The 16,969-nt window shown below is 51.3% G+C and carries 14 protein-coding genes; 13 read left to right on the top strand and 1 reads right to left on the bottom strand.

What is annotated here, in order from left to right; genetic code table 11:
• Window positions 1-32 precede the first annotated feature (32 nt).
• From I6N98_RS01475 to I6N98_RS01535, 13 genes are all read left to right on the top strand, one after another.
• A complete protein-coding gene (locus I6N98_RS01475) occupies window positions 33-908 on the top strand; it encodes a lysophospholipid acyltransferase family protein (RefSeq protein ID WP_198570066.1) in 876 nt (291 codons plus the stop codon).
• Between the two features lie 298 nt (window positions 909-1,206).
• The gene (locus tag I6N98_RS01480; RefSeq protein WP_198570067.1) at window positions 1,207-3,690 is read left to right on the top strand and encodes a TonB-dependent receptor; all 2,484 of its coding nucleotides are present in this window, start codon (window positions 1,207-1,209) and stop codon (window positions 3,688-3,690) included.
• A gap of 209 nt (window positions 3,691-3,899) precedes the next feature.
• On the top strand, window positions 3,900-5,666 hold the full coding sequence (locus I6N98_RS01485; protein ID WP_232787426.1) for a DUF3604 domain-containing protein: 1,767 nt from the start codon (window positions 3,900-3,902) through the stop codon (window positions 5,664-5,666).
• Window positions 5,667-5,720: 54 nt separating this feature from the next.
• Entirely contained in the window at window positions 5,721-6,503 is a 783-nt protein-coding gene (locus I6N98_RS01490; protein ID WP_198570068.1) for an enoyl-CoA hydratase/isomerase family protein, read from the top strand.
• Between the two features lie 500 nt (window positions 6,504-7,003).
• Window positions 7,004-7,303: a hypothetical protein gene (locus I6N98_RS01495; protein ID WP_198570069.1), complete on the top strand. Its 300-nt coding sequence runs from the start codon at window positions 7,004-7,006 to the stop codon at window positions 7,301-7,303.
• Between the two features lie 474 nt (window positions 7,304-7,777).
• On the top strand, window positions 7,778-8,569 hold the full coding sequence (locus I6N98_RS01500; RefSeq protein WP_198570070.1) for an enoyl-CoA hydratase-related protein: 792 nt from the start codon (window positions 7,778-7,780) through the stop codon (window positions 8,567-8,569).
• Window positions 8,570-8,636: 67 nt separating this feature from the next.
• On the top strand, window positions 8,637-10,004 hold the full coding sequence (locus I6N98_RS01505) for an acyclic terpene utilization AtuA family protein (protein WP_198570071.1): 1,368 nt from the start codon (window positions 8,637-8,639) through the stop codon (window positions 10,002-10,004).
• 2 nt (window positions 10,005-10,006) lie between these two features.
• Complete coding sequence (locus I6N98_RS01510) at window positions 10,007-10,360, top strand: AtuA-related protein (protein ID WP_198570072.1); 354 nt, start codon at window positions 10,007-10,009, stop codon at window positions 10,358-10,360.
• Window positions 10,361-10,371: 11 nt separating this feature from the next.
• Window positions 10,372-11,865 carry an acetyl-CoA carboxylase biotin carboxylase subunit gene (locus tag I6N98_RS01515; RefSeq protein ID WP_198570073.1) on the top strand — a complete coding sequence of 498 codons (1,494 nt, stop codon included), beginning with the start codon at window positions 10,372-10,374 and terminating at the stop codon, window positions 11,863-11,865.
• 8 nt (window positions 11,866-11,873) lie between these two features.
• Window positions 11,874-12,428: an acyl-CoA carboxylase biotin carboxyl carrier protein subunit gene (locus I6N98_RS01520; protein ID WP_198570074.1), complete on the top strand. Its 555-nt coding sequence runs from the start codon at window positions 11,874-11,876 to the stop codon at window positions 12,426-12,428.
• 11 nt (window positions 12,429-12,439) lie between these two features.
• Complete coding sequence (locus tag I6N98_RS01525; protein ID WP_198570075.1) at window positions 12,440-14,047, top strand: acyl-CoA carboxylase subunit beta; 1,608 nt, start codon at window positions 12,440-12,442, stop codon at window positions 14,045-14,047.
• Window positions 14,048-14,069: 22 nt separating this feature from the next.
• Window positions 14,070-15,239, top strand: coding sequence for an acyl-CoA dehydrogenase family protein (locus I6N98_RS01530; protein WP_198570076.1), 1,170 nt, complete (start codon window positions 14,070-14,072; stop codon window positions 15,237-15,239).
• A 15-nt stretch (window positions 15,240-15,254) separates the two neighbouring features.
• Window positions 15,255-16,109 carry an SDR family oxidoreductase gene (locus I6N98_RS01535; protein ID WP_232787427.1) on the top strand — a complete coding sequence of 285 codons (855 nt, stop codon included), beginning with the start codon at window positions 15,255-15,257 and terminating at the stop codon, window positions 16,107-16,109.
• Between the two features lie 20 nt (window positions 16,110-16,129).
• Here I6N98_RS01535 and I6N98_RS01540 read toward each other — a convergent pair whose 3' ends face one another.
• Entirely contained in the window at window positions 16,130-16,789 is a 660-nt protein-coding gene (locus tag I6N98_RS01540) for a TetR/AcrR family transcriptional regulator (protein ID WP_198570077.1), read from the bottom strand.
• Window positions 16,790-16,969: the final 180 nt, after the last annotated feature.

Raw genomic sequence — 16,969 nt, forward strand, 5'->3', positions numbered from 1 at the left:
GACTTATTAGTATAAAAACAGGGACAGATTACGTGGCGACAATTGGCACCACACCGGCTAAAAATGAGCTCGACCTGATGGATATGGTCGAACAATCACTGTCTAGTGAAAGTCGTGCGATACGGCACCACAAATCCTTTTCCAAGCTGGCTAAGCTATTGTTCTCGCCGAGGTTGAGCGGTGTAAGTAATTTGTCCCCGTCCCCGGTGTTGATGGTGGGAAACCACTCGTTGTTTTCACTGGATGTGCCCTTGATTCAGTCCTCTATGCTGACTGAGACAGGGCGCTTCGTCAGGGCAATGGCGGATAAAGTGCTGTTCAAAAACCCTTCCACAAAAAGTCTGATTCTGAACATGGGGGGAGTGTTGGGAAGCCCGGTGGTCGGTTCGTCCTTGATGGAAAAGGGAAAAGACTTGATGGTCTTTCCCGGCGGCTCATACGAGGTTAATAAACCAATCCACGAACGTTACACGTTAAAGTGGAAAGACCGCGTTGGCTTTGTCCGCCTGGCGGCCAAACACGGGTATACCATTCTACCGTTTGCAACTGTAGGCCCCGATGAATTCTATGATCGATACTGCGAGGGTATCGAGTGGTTCGACTCCCCCTTTGGCAAACTACTCAGAAAGACCGGGCTACTAAGTGATAACATCCGACAGGATCTGCTGGTCCCGATTCCAAAGGGGGTGCTGGGGACTTTTATTCCAAAGCCACAAAAGTTCTATATGGGAATTTGTGAGCCACTGAATCTTTCAGAATATAAATCCCAAGATTTAGATGATGGTACCTTGGTTGAGATCCGTGATGTGGTTGCTCATCGCATTGAAGCTAAGATTCACGAGCTATTGCTAATGAGAGTACAGGAGTCGAGTCGAGGCAATTGGCTTAGGCGACAACTGGTGCGATAAAAATGAAAGGTATTTGTTCGCACTCAAAAACAATAAATCTACAATTTTAAGATTATATCCAGATATAGACAGCGTTATAGTGTAAGTCGAGTAGCTGCGCATTGCAGACTGATAATTAAGATATGAATCTAAAAACCTCATAAGAAGGCTTTGTAAGCGATCGGCGGTGCGAAGGTCTTTTGGCTTGAGGATTTATGACCGCATGTAGCAAGCGGAAACTTAAAATCAGGCTCGCCAGAGGCCCTATGGTGAAGTAACTATAAGATCAAAAATTCCTAGAAGCATTGAAGTGAGAGATATGAAAAAAATAACCTTATTAACCAGCATCGTCACCTTTATTGCCTTGCCCAATTTATCGGTAGCCCAAGAAGAGGCTCCGAAGCGTGTTGCACAACTAGAGGAGGTTGTCGTAACTGCCCGTAAGCGGAGCGAAAGCCAGCAAGATGTTCCAGTGGCGGTTACAGCCATTAGTAGCGAGCAGATGGCGGCGAATAACATTGCCACTATTGCTGATGTCGCCAAAATTGCCCCCAGCCTTGATCAGCGCGAAGGTAGAAAGCAGGGTGGCTTCTCAATTCGCGGTGTCGGTCAGGTCAGGATAAACGAAGTGCAGGCCGATCCGGGTGTCGCCGTGTATATGGATGGTATATTCCTGGCACGGAATGATAGTCAGCTATTGGATACAGTAGCCATTGAAAACGTACAGGTGCTCAGGGGGCCGCAGGGTACGCTGTTTGGTAAAAACAGCGTGGGCGGCGCGATTATCGTCACTACCAAGGACCCGGCCGAGGAAACGATGCTAAGCTTTAGTAGCAAGCTCGATACACTTGGTCAGCGAAATGCGACGATCTCCCTTGACCTCCCGCTAATTGAGGATCGATTGCTCTCCAAGTTTACCTTTGGCTCAGTAAAATCCGATGGTTACGCAGAAGACCTGGATACCGGTGCGCACATGGGTGACGATGACCGCCTGATGGCGGCGCTGCAGCTGTACTGGCGTATTAGCGATAATATGTCGATGAAGTCATTGGCTTACTTTAATGACCAGGACGAAAACATACCGCCTCACTATTGTCAGCAGATAACCCTCAATGGGGCCCTAAGTTATGCTCGCGCGCCGGGTCGCCCAGAGGCCTACCACGAAGCCTGTAGCAATGCTGAGCGCTTGATTGGTCAAGAAAAGGTGCAAACGGAGAACTACGGGAACGAGTTCGTTTCGCAGGACGCGCTCTTCGGAAATACCCTGACCTGGGATTTTGAGTCGGGTACTTTAAAAAGTATTACCTCCTATGTTCTTAAGGGAGATAATTTCAGCGATTTCGACTTCGATGCCACGGACTTGCTAGCAATTCGGAATACCGCTCACGTTCGCAACCAGCTAAAGGAACAAGGTGTCTATAGCGACGAGGGGAGTCGCTACACTCTAGGGCAGGAATTGCAGTACTCGGGCTTGGCCTTACAGGATAGATTAACTTATACCGTGGGCTTGTTTGCCTCGTGGGAATCCCTGGATCGCCAGTTGGAGGGCCAGTCTTCCACCCGTGAGGGTTGGGTAGGGTTTGAAAGCCTACCGGGTCTGCCCAACATCAATATGCTCTGTGGTTTGTTGCCGGAAGACTGTCTCTATGTTCGCGGGGTGAACAATACGGCGCTTAGCTCATACGACAATACCTCCTACGCGGCGTTCTCTCAGGTAATTTACGACATTACGCCAACGCTGCACCTCACTGCCGGTCTTCGTTATTCCTATGAACAGCGGGAGATTCGCGTAGAGCAGTTTGAGGCAGAAGCGGTTCCTCCGGTGGCAGGTATCGTGCCACTGCCTCCCGGTACTCCCATCACCGTTATGACAGAGACGATGTTCAATAACCTGGAGGGAATGGATATTCAGCTCTCAAGGGGTGAGATTCAGCGCAGCGAAATTGACTTCGAACGACTGTCGCCGATGATAAGCTTATCCTGGGATGCGTCGGAGCATTTCCAGTGGAACAATGTTGATGCACTTATGATTTACGGTAGTGTCAGCGAGGGCTTTAAGTCGGGCGGTTTCAATGTGTTGTCTACTGGCATTGACAGTTTCGATCCAGAATTTGTCGTGAGTTCTGAAATTGGCTTTAAGCTGGATGCCCTGCAACGGTCAATGCGCTTGAATATGGCTCTGTATAATTCGGACTACAAAGACATCCAAGTTGTTGTTGCCGACATCCCCTCTCTGGGCGCGCCCGAAATATTTACCAACAACGCCGGTTTGGCCAGGATGCGTGGTGTGGAGGCCGAGTTGATGTGGCTGCTTAGTCACAATTGGGTGATCAACGCCTCTGGCAATTTCATTGATGCCGAATTCCTGGAGTATGACGATACGGTGAACGACCCGGTTACTGGTACGCCGGGGCCCGTTGATCGCAGCGACGAACCTTTTCCCTTTATACCTGAATTCGTCTATAACCTTTCCGTCAATTACAGTCGGGAGTTTAGCTTTGGACTGCTTGATTTCGTGTTGAGCCGAAATACTCGCTCCGAGCAATTTATCGGTGGCGACGCAATGGCCGGTTTACCTCAATTCAGGGATGATGCAACGATCAAAGGGTTTAGTACCTGGTCGGCGAGAGCGTCTTGGATTCCGCGAGACAACAGGGACATCCGCGTGTCAATTTATGGTAACAATATTACCAATAAAGAATATGTGGCTACAGGCAGCGCGGTTTACTCTGGCTTCGGCACCAATTCTATTACGATGGGTAAAGAGGCTCACTTTGGCCTAGACTTTAAATACGGATTTTAAGCGCGGTTTTGTAGAGCGGGCCAGTGCTATCTGGCCTAATACCTATTTGGAAGAGAGGGAACACTTTGTTTAGTTGCGCGAGAACTGCTGGGCCGACTACCTGTTTTACTATGGTCCTCCTTATATGTTGGCTTGTGGGATGTAAGCCAGTAGACGATCCGTCACTATTTCCAGAATACCATAGCAGTAACGCCCGCCCTGAGGCAGATATGCCAATCGTCCCCAGTAATCCAGAGCGTAATCTGCTTTGGGGTGATCTTCATATCCATACCAGTTTGTCTACCGATGCCTTTGTTATGGGTGTAAGGGCTATGCCGGATGACGCATACCATTTTGCTAAAGGCGGTGAGATAGCTCATGCGGCTAAATATGGTATCCGTATTAGTGAGCCCCTGGACTTCGCTGCGGTAACAGATCATTCCGAGTACCTCGGGGTGGTCCGTGCCCAGGATCCGGATCTGCCGCTGTCTCGCCGTTCACTGAGAGACAGGCTGCTAAACGATGGGCCGCTTCTGTTTACCTATGCATGGCTGCGCACCATGCTTGGCTTCGACCCGAAAGTTGGTCAGGTGCCGGGTGGTGAGGAAATGATGGCGGATGCCTGGCGCGAAATTATCGCCAGCGCCGAGCGAAACTACGACCCCGGCCGTTTTACCACGTTTATCGGCTATGAGTGGTCGTCTATGCCGGATAAAAACAACCTACACCGCAATGTAATATATCGCGGAAGTGAGGTTCCAGACCAACCATTTAGCTCGACCATGTCTCAGGACCCGGAGGATCTGTGGACGGCGCTGGAGAATCAGCGAGCCAGAGGCATGGCCAATCTTGCCATTCCCCATAATGGCAACGTCAGCAACGGACTGATGTATGGGGATAAGACCTTTAGCAGTGAAGATATGAATAGCGATTACGCAGAGCGCCGGATGCGTAATGAGCCGATCAGCGAAATTTTTCAAATCAAGGGAACATCCGAAACTCATCCGGAACTTTCCCCGGATGATGAGTTTGCTGATTTTGAAATCTTCGACACACTGATGTCGGGCAAAATCCGTCAGGCGAAAGCGAAGGGCGGGTATAGCAGAGACGCCCTGCGCCTGGGGATCGAAATGGATCATCGGGAGGGGTTTAACCCGTATCGGTTTGGCGTAATCGGCAGTAGTGATAGCCACAATGCGTCTACTCCGGTTGAAGAGGATAACTTCACCGGCAAACTGCCCTTGCTAGACGGAAGTGCGGGTATTCGATTGGGCAAGAGTGTGGTTCTTCCGCTTCAGTATCAGTTATCACGGCGCTGGGGCGCCGCCGGACTTGCCGCAGTATGGGCTACCTCTAACACTCGAGAGGCGATCTTCGATGCTATGCGCAGAAAGGAGACCTACGCGACATCGGGGCCGCGAATTTCGGTTCGCTTTTTTGGTGGCTGGAACTATCCAGCTGACTTAGTGCAGCATGAGCAGCGTATACCCCTTGCCGAGGAAAACGGTGTGCCGATGGGCGGAGACTTACCGCCTTTACAGGGCGATGCACCAAGCTTTGCCGTATGGGCAAGTAAGGATCCCCGCAGTGGTAATCTTGATCGTATTCAGATTATTAAAGGCTGGGTAGATGACGAAGGGCGTTCACAGGAGCGCATCTACAATGTGGCGCTGTCGGACGGCCGTATAGCGGATGAGACTACGGGCCAAGTGCCGCCTGTCGGCAACACGGTGGATGTGGAAAACGCCACCTATACCAACGATATTGGGGATGGGCAACTGTGGGCGGTTTGGCAGGACCCCGACTTTGAGCCTGAACAAAGTGCATTTTACTATGCCCGCGTTCTTGAGATACCCACCCCTCGCTGGTCAACTTACGATGCTGTCAAGCTGGGTGAAGAGCCTATAGAGCCGACGTCCATTCAGGAGCGAGCGGTGACTTCTGCTATCTGGTACCGGCCGCCATCAACGACCATAACTCAAGCGCCCATGCTTTAATTGGTCACCACTGATAACCCCTTTCAATACAGGCAAGCAAGACAGCAGGCTGACATGATTTCTTTTCAAAGCAAAAACGGTGTTGGCCTGATTCAAATCGATGATCCTCCAACAAAAAATAGCCTGAGCGAAAGTATGGCGGAGGCGATGCTTGAAGTATTACTTGAGGTTGAGTCCGACAGCAGCGTTCAAGTGCTGGTGATTACGGCCTTGGGGGAGGTGTTCTGCTCCGGGGGGAATGTCAAAGATTTCACCAGCTTCCCCGGCGATCGGGGGGGCTATGTCGGGGGTATGATGGAGCGGGTCTACAACCCGCTTGTCAGCCGGTTGCGCGCATTGCCAATGCCTACCATTGTGGCCTTGAATGGTCCAGCAATCGGAGCCGGTGTCGGTTTGGCCTTAAATGCCGATTTTGTTTTTGCCGACGAGGAGTCTTATTTCCATCTGCCCTTTGTGCCTAAGTTCGCTATCGTCCCCGATTTTGGTTCCGGTTGGCTATTGGTGAGAGCTATTGGCTATAGCAAAGCTCTGGCACTGTGTTTGAATGGTGAGCGGATTTCTGCTGCGAAAGCTATGGAGATGGGCTTGGTCCAGCAGGTGTGCAAGCCAGGGGCGGCACTCAGTGATGCGTTATTTTTGGCAGAGCAGATTTGTCGTTGTGCAGGTACCGCTACTCTGAGGACAAAGGAATTGCTCAGGCAAGCTGAACACATGGAAATTGATGACTATTTGTCCTTTGAAAAAAAACTTCAGGCCGAAAGCTTCAATAGCCGCTCGTTTGACGAGGCTATCGCGGCTTTTAAGGGGAGGCGTGTGCCTGATTTTCGTGGCATGTAGGCTAACTTGTTCTGTAAAGACTCTGGGCTGTCGCTTGTGGATAAGCCGCGATAGCAAATCTGTGGAAGATGAAAGGCAAATAAAAAGTTACTAAAAGGTAACTAAAGCCATTGTCAGGTGATAAGCGCTGCCGGCAGGCACTTTTGATAGTGCTGCAACTGGAAAAACATCGTCGCTAACCAAGGCTGAAAGCGTGGTAACCGGCTGCCTTTCAGGAAAGCGATTTAAAAGCAGCTGGCGCATCAATTACCTGAGCACTGTAAGCGTTTGAATGAAAAAGAAAAATAATAGTAAAAGTTGAGCGAGCAAAAGTGTGTTGTCGAAATAATTGGGGCGACATGCATTGTAAATAACTTTATGTCGATTTTTGTTTTCTGGCCATGTTGTCTGCAATCTAAATAGAGGCTAACATTAATTGAGCAGAATTCAATTAGTGTTGATTGCTGCTGTAAGAGTAGATAGGCGTGTCGCGCCATAAACCAATAATGGAGAATACAACAATGAGTATTGCTGGTAACTGGGATATCGTGCTCAACACGCCCATGGGTAAGCAGAAAGGTAAAATGAGCGCCAATGTGGATGGTGGTGAGCTGGCGGGCGAAATTCTCTCCCCGCTGGGTGCGATTCTTATCGAGGATGGTAAAACCGATGGTGACTCAGCTCAGTGGAACTGTAAGGTTACGACGCCAATTGCTATGACCTTGGAGTTTGATGTAACCGTCGATGGCGATGACTTGAAGGGCGAAGTGAAAGTTGGGCCAATGGGCAAAAACTCTGTAGAGGGTACGCGGGCATCTTAGGGGGCGGCGCTCTAGAGTTCGGCGCTTAATTCCATTCATTTGTATCGCTTCCCGCTCTTCAAGCCCCGGTCCTGGGTGACCGGGGTCGCTCTCTCCCTTTTTCGTTTCCTCTCCTACATACCTATTCTCTCCGTTTCTAAATGTGCCGATGGCTTGCGCGGCCGGTATGGGTTTTCTGTTGCTTGGTCTTTTGTGCCGGTCAAATTGATAGGGTTTATCTGTAAAAACTCTGTCCTTAATTGAGTCTTGCTGGTCATTTTGTTATTGAGCTATAGTCAATTAAGCTTAAAGACAAGCTTGGTCATTCGATAAACGATGGCACGCCTGGGCTCCTTTGGGGGTGCCAAAAAAGGTGTGCCCAAAAAGAAGCGTATGAAAAGCGCGAAATAAGTTAGGAAGAAAAACGTAGCGCTTTTCCTGCTGCCCCCAGGGCTCGGCATGGCCCGCGTCCGGGTATTTGGTGCGAATAAAAATATGAGCGAATCAGAACTAGTACAAGAGCTCTCTGCTGACGGAAAACTGCGTTTAATAATGAATCGCCCTGAGGTTCATAACGCGTTCGACGATCGCCAGGTAGCTAATCTTACCGATGCCTTGCTGGCGGCGGCCGAAAACCCGGGGGTAAGGCTGGTTGTTATTGAGGGCAGAGGTAAAAACTTCTGTGCCGGTGGTGATATCAACTACATGCGCAGAATGGGGGAAAACACCTTTCAGGAAAATGTAGAGGATGCCCGCCGCTTGGCGACGCTCATGAAAGTCCTCAATGATCTACCGAAGCCCACGATTGCGAGAGTGCAAGGCGCTGCCATGGGTGGAGGTGTTGGATTGGTGTGCTGCTGCGACATCGCAGTTGGCGAGCCAAACACGTTCCTGGCGCTCAGTGAGATAAAGATCGGCATGGTGCCGGCGACGATAGCCCCGTATGTGGTGAAAACCATAGGCCCCAAGCCGGCCAGACGGCTATTTATGACCGGGGAAAAAGTCAGCGCTTCACGTGCTGAAGCCTTGGGTATGTTAAGCGAGGTCGTGGCGGACGGGAGCCTTGATTCCCGAATAGCGGAGATTTCGACCACCCTTCTCGCCAATGCGCCTTCCGGACTCGCCAAAGCCAAGCAAATTATAGAGCGGGTTTCGCGGGGCGGCATAGACGAGAAAATGATCGAGGACACCGTGAGATTTATTGCCGAAATCCGCGACTCTACGGAGGGGAGAGAAGGGTTAAGTGCCTTTCTTGAGAAGCGAAAGCCTAATTGGTCTCACCACTAAACCGCGTCGGCAATATAGCAAGCTAAACTGTAAGCAGCATACATAGACGGTGACAGGAGTCTTATTCGTGACCGAAAGAATCATACGCATTGCAAACGCTCAAGGATTTTGGGGCGACAGCAAGCTTGGCCCTATAAGGCTGGTAGAAGAAGGTCCGGTGGATTACCTGACCTTCGATTATTTGGCCGAGACGACGATGAGTATTCTGCAAAAGCAGAAAGCTCGTAACCCAGACGCAGGGTTTGCCACTGATTTTCCGCTTATGTTGAAGGACGTGCTGGCGACTTGTCAGAAGAAGGGAATCAAGATCATCGCCAATGCTGGGGGCGTGAATCTGCGGTCGTGTCTCAATGCAACCAGGCAGGTAATACAGGAATTGGGGCTAAGTGGTATTAGTGTCGGTATCGTGGAAGGCGACGACATCCTGCCTAGTCTAAATGACCTTCGTTCAAAAGGTGAGCCATTGGTGCACCTGGAGACCGGTGAGCCGATAGATAAGGTCTTTGATCGAATAACCAGCGCCAACGTCTATATAGGGGCTCAATCCATTGTCGACGCCTTGCATGACGGTGCCGATATCGTGATTACAGGGCGAGCCAGTGACCCTTCCTTGGTGCTGGCGCCGCTAATGTATGAATTTGGCTGGGCGATGGACGACTACGACAAACTGGCGGCGGGGACTGTCATGGGGCATATCCTTGAATGCGGACCTCAGTGTACTGGTGGCAACTATTCTGATTGGCGCCAAGTGAAGGATTTTGCGCGTATCGGTTACCCAGTGTGCGAGGCGAAAGCCGATGGCAGTTTTGTAGTGACAAAGCACGAGAATACCGGCGGTTTGGTATCCATAGAAACGGTCGGGTCCCAGTTACTTTATGAGCTGGGTGACCCGGAGAACTACTTAAGCCCGGATTGTGTTGTCGATTTCACTGCTATGGAGCTGAGTAGTGATGGCGAGGATCGGGTTGTTGTATCCGGTGTGAAAGGGCGGGCACCTACTGACAGTTATAAAGTGTCAGTAGCCTACGCGGATGGCTACAAAATATTGAGTACCTTGTGTATATCCGGCCCCGATGCCGTAGAGAAGGCCCATGTGCTAGCCGATATCGTATTTGAACGTTTAGAAATGCAGGGCATTGCCATCCCCAGGGAAGACCGATTTCTCGAGTTGTTTGGTACCAATGTTCTTTGTAAGGGGGTGGTGCCTACTCTTGATCAGCCCGGCGAAATCCAGATGCGCCTTGGTGCCAGGGGCGATAACCGCAGGGACCTTGAGGTCTTAGGCAAGGAGATTGCGCCACTGCTGACTTCTGGTCCGCCGGGGGTGACAGGATTCGCTGGCGGCCGGGCGAGGGCCTCCGAGGTCGTCGGTTATTGGCCGGCGCTGATTAATAAGCGCTATGTCGTTACCTCACACAGTGTAGAGCGGGTATAACTATGCCAACAGTAAGACTAATGGATATCGCTGTCGCCCGCTCTGGCGACAAAGGTAACAGCAGTAATATCGGTGTCATTGCAAAAAGCCGCGCCGTTTACGACTTTCTGTCGTCCACCCTCACGGCGGATAGTGTTAAATCCTGCCTCAGTCAAATTTGCCTGGGCGGGGTGACCCGCTACGAGTTACCCAAACTACTCGCCTTCAATTTCATTCTCGAAGACTCCCTTCGCGGTGGTGGCTCGCAAAGCCTCATTGTTGACGCGCAAGGCAAGGTTCACGGTTTGGCGTTGCTGCATATGGAGCTGGATGTTCCCGAAGAGCTGTGGGCTTCAATAGATCGGGAATCACATTAACGAGAGCCGCTATGACAACATTTAAGAAAGTACTAATTGCAAACCGGGGTGAAATAGCGCTGCGTGTTATTTCTGCTCTGCGCAAGTTGGGCATTTCCAGTGTTGCGATCTTTCACAGCGAGGATCGGCATGCCTTGTATGTGCGACAGGCGGACGAAGCTATCGAGGTCTACGGCGATACACCCACCGCCGCATATTTAGACATACCGCAGATTATTCAAGCCTGTAAAAAGAGCGCCTCAGACGCGGTTCACCCGGGGTACGGCTTTCTCTCTGAAAACGCCGGCTTTGCCCGCGCGCTCTCCGCCGAAGAAATCACTTTTATTGGACCGGAGGCGGACGTTATCGAGCTGATGGGCGATAAAATCGTCTCCAGGAACTTTGTCGAAAAGCACGGCTTTCCGGTGCCGCCTTCCATTAGTGTTCGCGCGTCCGATCTAGAGAGTGCCGAGTTGAGTGCTTTGCGGGATGCGGTGGAATCGATGGGGCTCCCTGTTGTGGTGAAGGCCGCGGCGGGTGGTGGCGGCAAAGGCATGAATATTGTCCGCGCATTGGAGGATCTAGAGGGTAGTTTGCGGGTCGCGGCTTCAGAGGCGAAGAAATACTTTCACGATGAGCGCGTCTATATCGAGCGCTACTTCCCAAGTGCCAGGCACATCGAGGTGCAAATATTGGGCGACAGTGCCACGACGCTTCATCTAGGGGTAAGGGAGTGCTCTATTCAGCGTCGCTTCCAGAAGGTCATCGAGGAGGCGCCGTCACCGGCATTGTCAGAGCAGAAGCACCAGGAAATCTGTGAGGTTGCACTGGGCATAGCCCGCGCGGCGCGCTACAGCAGCGCGGGAACCGTGGAATTTTTATACACCCCGGAAGGTGAGTTTTTCTTCCTGGAAATGAATACCCGAATTCAGGTCGAGCATCCGGTCACAGAGATGATCTACGGTGTCGATATTGTGGCTGAGCAAATACGCGTGGCAATGGGTGAAGGTCTAACGTTTACACAAGATGATCTTAAGCCCAGTGGGCATGCCATTGAGTGCCGGATTTGTGCTGAGGATCCCTTTAATAATTTTATGCCGGAAACGGGCAAGGTACTCTACCTAAATGAGCCAAGTGGAGACGGTATTCGGGTAGATAGTGGGCTCCATATTGGTCAGGTGATTGGGTCCTCATTCGACCCGATGCTAGCAAAGATAATTGTTCACGCTCCATCGCGCAGTGAGGCGATAGGTCGGCTTCGGGACGCGCTGGAAAATACCGTCATTCTTGGCGTCACAGTCAATATCGAATATTTGCAGCACCTCTTGGATCACCCCAAATTTCAAGTGGGTGACTTCGATACTGGTTTTATTGCTTCTGAGGCTTCGGAGTTAGAGCGGCGATCAGTATCTCAGGATGATCTTCAGGCTGTACTTGCCACAGCCTATCTTACCGATCGTGATACCCGCTTACTGGTGTCGGCTACGCCCGAGCCTTATTTGGCGATCGGTAACTGGCGGAACTAGGGGAACTTATGCAACCACTTTATCTCATTGGTGAGCAGCAGCACGCCGTTACACCCCTGAAGCGCAATGATCGAATTTGGTTGGAGATAGATGGCCATGCCGTCGATGTCCAATTCACTGAGCTGGGGCCTCACCGCGGCGAGATCATTGTCAATGGGCATCTCAAGTCCTACCACGTTGCCCAAGAAGGCCAGACCCTGTTCGTACACTGTGCAGGCAAAACTTGGCGGCTTGAAGCGAAAGATGAGTTCGAAGCGTCTCGCAGCAGCGAAGCTGGTGCCGGTGAAATTAGGGCGCCCATGCCGGGAGTTTTGGTAGAGAGTTTCGCGAGCACTGGAGATCGCGTCGAGGCCGGCCAAACTGTGCTGTTGATTGAAAGTATGAAGTTGCAAACCGAGATAAAGGCGACCGTCAGTGGCGTGATCTCTGTGGCCGATCTTGCCGCTGGTGAGGCCTTTGAAAAGGGCGCGCTGCTAACCGTGATTGAGGCAGACAGCGAAGGCGAGAGTGTCGTTCAGACTGATGCGGACTCCAGTGCAATGAACTCAGAAGACAAGCGATAGGGGTATCCCCAGTGCGTAGAATACAATCAAAACTGAATACTGCCTCGCAGGATTACCGGGATTATCGCGACCATAATTTGAATTTGGTGAGGGATTTCCGTGAGCGGCAGGAGCGGGCGCGCTCAGATCGCCCGCAGCGCGATATAGACCGCTTGCGCAATCAAAACAAAATGCTGCCACGAGAGCGCCTGGACTTGTTGCTGGATCCAGGAACGCCCTTCCTTGAGTTTTCTTCCCTCGGTGCCAATATGGCTTACGATGGCGCAGCGCCAAGCGCGAATTGCATCACTGGTATTGGCGTTGTTTCCGGCCGGGAAGTGGTCATCGTGGCCCACGATAGTTCCAATAAAGGAGGGGCCTGGTTCCCGCTAACCGTCAAGAAGATGGTGCGTGCACTGGATATCGCCCTTGAAAACCGCCTTAACGTCATTCACCTGTGTGACAGTGCCGGTGGGTTCTTACCCATGCAGTCCGAAGTGTTTGGCGATAAGTACATGTCGGGCCGTATTTTTCGCAATCAGGTGCAGTTGTCAAAAATGGGCTGCAAGCAATTGGCTTTGGTATTTGGCCATTGCACGGCGGGGGGAGCCTATGTTCCCGGTCTTTGCGAATACTCGGTTATCGTCAACGGAACGGGCGCGGTGTTTCTCGGTGGTCCACCTTTGGTAAAGGCCGCTACCGGTGAGGATGTGACGGTGGATGAGCTGGGCGGTGCGGCCATGCATACATCGGTGTCTGGCACCTGCGATTACTACGCTGCCAGCGAGCGTGAAGCGGTGGCGATCGGTCGTGAGATTGTACAGCAGTGGGAGTTGCCCCCGAAATATCCACTGCAAAGAGATACCCCTGAAGACCCCTACTACGATCCGTATGAGCTCTACGGCGTCATTCCCAACGACATAAAGAAGCAATTCGATATGCGAGAGGTCATCGCGAGACTTGTTGATGGCAGTCGCTTTTCAGAATACCAGCCTGACTATGGTGAAACCTTGGTATGTGGTATGGCCAATATATGGGGATATAAGGTTGGCATAATCGGTAATAACGGTGTTCTGTTCAATGACAGCACATTGAAAGCTGCGCACTTTATGACTCTCTGTAACCAGAACAATATTCCGCTGGTTTTCTTACAGAATATTACCGGTTATATGGTGGGTAAAGAGTACGAGCAAAAGGGCATTACCAAAGATGGCGCCAAGATGCTGATGGTGCAGGGCAGTGTCGACGTGCCCAAGTTTACCATTATGACCAATGGTTCGTTTGGCGCAGGCAATTACGGTATGTGTGGTCGAGCTTGGGACGCCCGCACTTTATTTAGCTGGCCAAATAGTCAGATCGCCGTCATGGGTTCTGATCAGGCGGCAAATACACTGACAACAATTAAGGTAAATCAGCTTAAGCGTCAGGGAGAGCAACCGACACCGGAACAGCTGGAGCATATCCGGCAGGAAGTGCTTGAAGACTACACCAATACCACCAGTGCCTATGCGACCAGTTCAGAGATTTGGGACGACGGCATTATCGATCCGGTGGATACGCGCAATGCACTGGCTATGTCGATTTCTGTTTCATTGAACGCGCCTTTTGCCGGTACCAACTACGGCGTTCTGCGGCTTTAATAACAATTAATAGGATACTTTCATGAGTCAATTCTCCCTCAATAGTGAGCAGAGACAGCTGTTCGACCATATTGATAAGTTCGCGAAGGCCGAGTTATTACCACTGGCTGAGAAGATGGATAACGAGGAGTGGTGGCCCAGTGATATTATGCCTAAGGTCGGTGAACTGGGCTTTCTCGGCGTAACCGTCCCCGAGCAATATGGTGGCTGCGGGATGACAATGCTTGAGGCGGGGCTGATTCTTCAGGCCTTTGCTCGCTACAACCACGCCTTTGCACTGGCTTGGGTTGCCCACGACAATCTGTGTGCGAATAACATTTACAACAATGGCAGTGAGTACATACGCGAGAAATATTTGCCCAAGTTGTGCTCTGGCGAGTGGATAGGCTGCCTGGGCTTGACAGAGCCAGGGGCCGGTTCGGATGCCTTGGGTTCGATGCGTACAAAGGCAGTTCGGGATGGCGATGAGTATGTAATCAACGGCTCCAAGATTTACATAACCAATGGCCCGGTCGCCGATGTTTGTCTACTCTACGCTAAAACGGAGGTGGGCAAGGGCTCAAAAGGCATTACTGCTTTTGTCGTTGAAACGAATACACCGGGCTTCAAAGTAGCGCAAAAGCTTAACAAAATGGGCTTTCGCGGCAGCCAAACCGCAGAGCTGGTATTTGAAGACATGCGGGTGCCTGTTAAGAATATTGTTGGTCGCGAGCACGAAGGACACCAGGTGGTCATGAGCGGCCTAGATTTTGAGCGCTCCCTGATTAGCCCCATCAATGTGGGGATCGCCGAGCGAGCCTTTGAGTTGGCGGTGGACTATGCCAAAACCCGGGAGCAGTTTGGCAAGCCGATTTCGTCGTTTCAGATGGTGCAATCCCGGCTTGCGGATATGTATGTCTGGACCGAGACGATGAAGAACTTTTGCTGGACCGTCCTGGCTGAAGTCTCAGAGGTGGATGAGACCCAGGCCGGGCGTGGGGAAATTCACGCACGCACAGCTGCATCGGTAATGTACTGTGCCAATACCTGCAATCTGGTTCTGGATAATGCTGTTCAAGTCTTTGGCGGCAACGGCTATATCTGGGAGTCGGAGATTAACAGGCTGTTCCGCTCGACAAAATTACTTGAAATCGGTGCTGGCACTACGGAAGTCCGCAAAATGATTATAAGCGGTGAGCTGTTGAAGGCTTAGCCCGGGAGAGGCGATATGACGATTGAAAGTCAAGAGTTTGGGATGTCGTCTGAGCAGCTGGCGGCACAAAAGACAGTCTTTGACCCCAGTCTCTTCGAAGGTAAGCGCGTTGTTATATCTGGTGGCGGTAGCGGTATCGGCAAGGCCGCGGCGTGGTTGTTTGCCCGGCTTGGTGCAGAGGTAACTATAGTCGGACGAAGCGAACAAAAGCTGCAGTCTGTTGTTGAAGAAATACGTAGTCATGGATATTCGATAGTCAGCCATTCCCTGGACATTCGCGATGCAAGTGCCGTTGAAAACTTCTTCGACGGACAGGGTAGTCCGATAGATGTGTTGGTTAACAGTGCGGGGGGGCAGTTTCCGCAACAGTCTATTGACTTTAGTGCCAACGGCTGGAAAGCCGTTATCGATACAAATTTGAATGGCACCTGGTTTATGATGCAGGCGGCTGCGCGTCACTGGCGAGCGCTCGATGCGCCGGGCAATATTGTTAACATTGTGACCGTCATTAGTCGAGGCATGCCGGGAGTGGCGCACACCTGTGCTGCTAGAGCAGGTGTGATCTACGCATCGAAATCGGTAGCGGTGGAATGGGCGCCACTTAATATTCGTATTAATTGTATCGCGCCGGGTATCACCAACACCGAGGGGATGAAGGTGTATCCTGATGAGGCGGTCCGCCACTTCACCGATTCCAATCCCATGCGCCGTTTTGCCTCGTCCTGGGAAATTGCCGAGGCTTGCGCATACTTTGCCAGTGATGCCTCAGGGTTTATTACCGGTGAGGTGTTAACGCTAGATGGCGGGGGGCAACTGTGGGGTGAGCTGTGGACAGCGGGCAAGCCCGACTACTTCAAAACCTCGTCATGAGCTTGATTTGAGCCGGTGCGTTAACCAACTAACTCCCGCAGTTGTAGCACCAGGCGTCGTATTTCCGGATCGGTACCACTATCTGCCCGATAAGCGATGCCGAAGTAAACGATATCCGTCAGTTCGTCGGCGATATCATTGACGTCCAGCGATGAGCGGTCAAATATCAGATCCCACAAATAGTGTTCCATTGCGCCAAACAGGACATGCCGGATCATTCTGCTGGATACGCTGTCAGCAATTTCGCTGGTCTTCTTGCCTTCGTTAACAATGTCTGTGACGACTTGGGTGTAGCGTTTGCTTAGCTCGTAAATTTGTATGCCGAGTTCACGCTCCGCCTCCCGCGCCTCTTTCAGCATTAGTGAGCATAAGGCAGCGTTTTCAAAAAGCAACTGAGTGTGAGTGTGAATAACGAAGCGCAAGCGCTCTCTTACGCCGGTAACGCGTTGTACGCCCTGCTCCATAACTTCAGTGATGCCTGCATAGAATTGCTCTATGACTTTAGCAACTAGGTTGTTCTTGGACTTGAAGTAATGGAGTACCGTGCCTTCAACAACTCCCACTTCCTTGGCAATGTCGGCAACCGTCCAGGACTCATACCCGCGGGTCTCAAAGACTTTTCTCGCCGCATTTAGTATCTCGCGTTGTCTTTCTTCGGGCGGGAGGCGTGTGCGCCCCACGGGTTGTGCTGCCTTATTCACTATATCTTCTCGATAAAAATGTTAGGCCCAATAGTAGGGGCTTTTATGTTGGGCATCAACGTTGATGTTGACGGCCAAGCGAATGCAGTTAACAAGGGTTTCAGTCGAACCAAATCCCGCCTGCTATGCGCTGTTATGATAAAAAAGTCTAACTCAATA

Source organism: Spongiibacter nanhainus (genome assembly GCF_016132545.1).
In the GTDB taxonomy this organism is placed as follows: domain Bacteria; phylum Pseudomonadota; class Gammaproteobacteria; order Pseudomonadales; family Spongiibacteraceae; genus Spongiibacter; species Spongiibacter nanhainus.

Bases quoted from the DNA above. Each gene is read 5' to 3' on its own strand.
- I6N98_RS01480 (WP_198570067.1), top strand. From the start codon at position 1,207: ATGAAAAAAATAACCTTATTAACCAGCATCGTCACCTTTATTGCCTTG.
- I6N98_RS01535 (WP_232787427.1), top strand. From the start codon at position 15,255: ATGACGATTGAAAGTCAAGAGTTTGGGATGTCGTCTGAGCAGCTGGCG.
- I6N98_RS01515 (WP_198570073.1), top strand. From the start codon at position 10,372: ATGACAACATTTAAGAAAGTACTAATTGCAAACCGGGGTGAAATAGCG.
- I6N98_RS01530 (WP_198570076.1), top strand. From the start codon at position 14,070: ATGAGTCAATTCTCCCTCAATAGTGAGCAGAGACAGCTGTTCGACCAT.
- I6N98_RS01500 (WP_198570070.1), top strand. From the start codon at position 7,778: ATGAGCGAATCAGAACTAGTACAAGAGCTCTCTGCTGACGGAAAACTG.
- I6N98_RS01485 (WP_232787426.1), top strand. From the start codon at position 3,900: ATGCCAATCGTCCCCAGTAATCCAGAGCGTAATCTGCTTTGGGGTGAT.
- I6N98_RS01495 (WP_198570069.1), top strand. From the start codon at position 7,004: ATGAGTATTGCTGGTAACTGGGATATCGTGCTCAACACGCCCATGGGT.
- I6N98_RS01490 (WP_198570068.1), top strand. From the start codon at position 5,721: ATGATTTCTTTTCAAAGCAAAAACGGTGTTGGCCTGATTCAAATCGAT.
- I6N98_RS01520 (WP_198570074.1), top strand. From the start codon at position 11,874: ATGCAACCACTTTATCTCATTGGTGAGCAGCAGCACGCCGTTACACCC.
- I6N98_RS01510 (WP_198570072.1), top strand. From the start codon at position 10,007: ATGCCAACAGTAAGACTAATGGATATCGCTGTCGCCCGCTCTGGCGAC.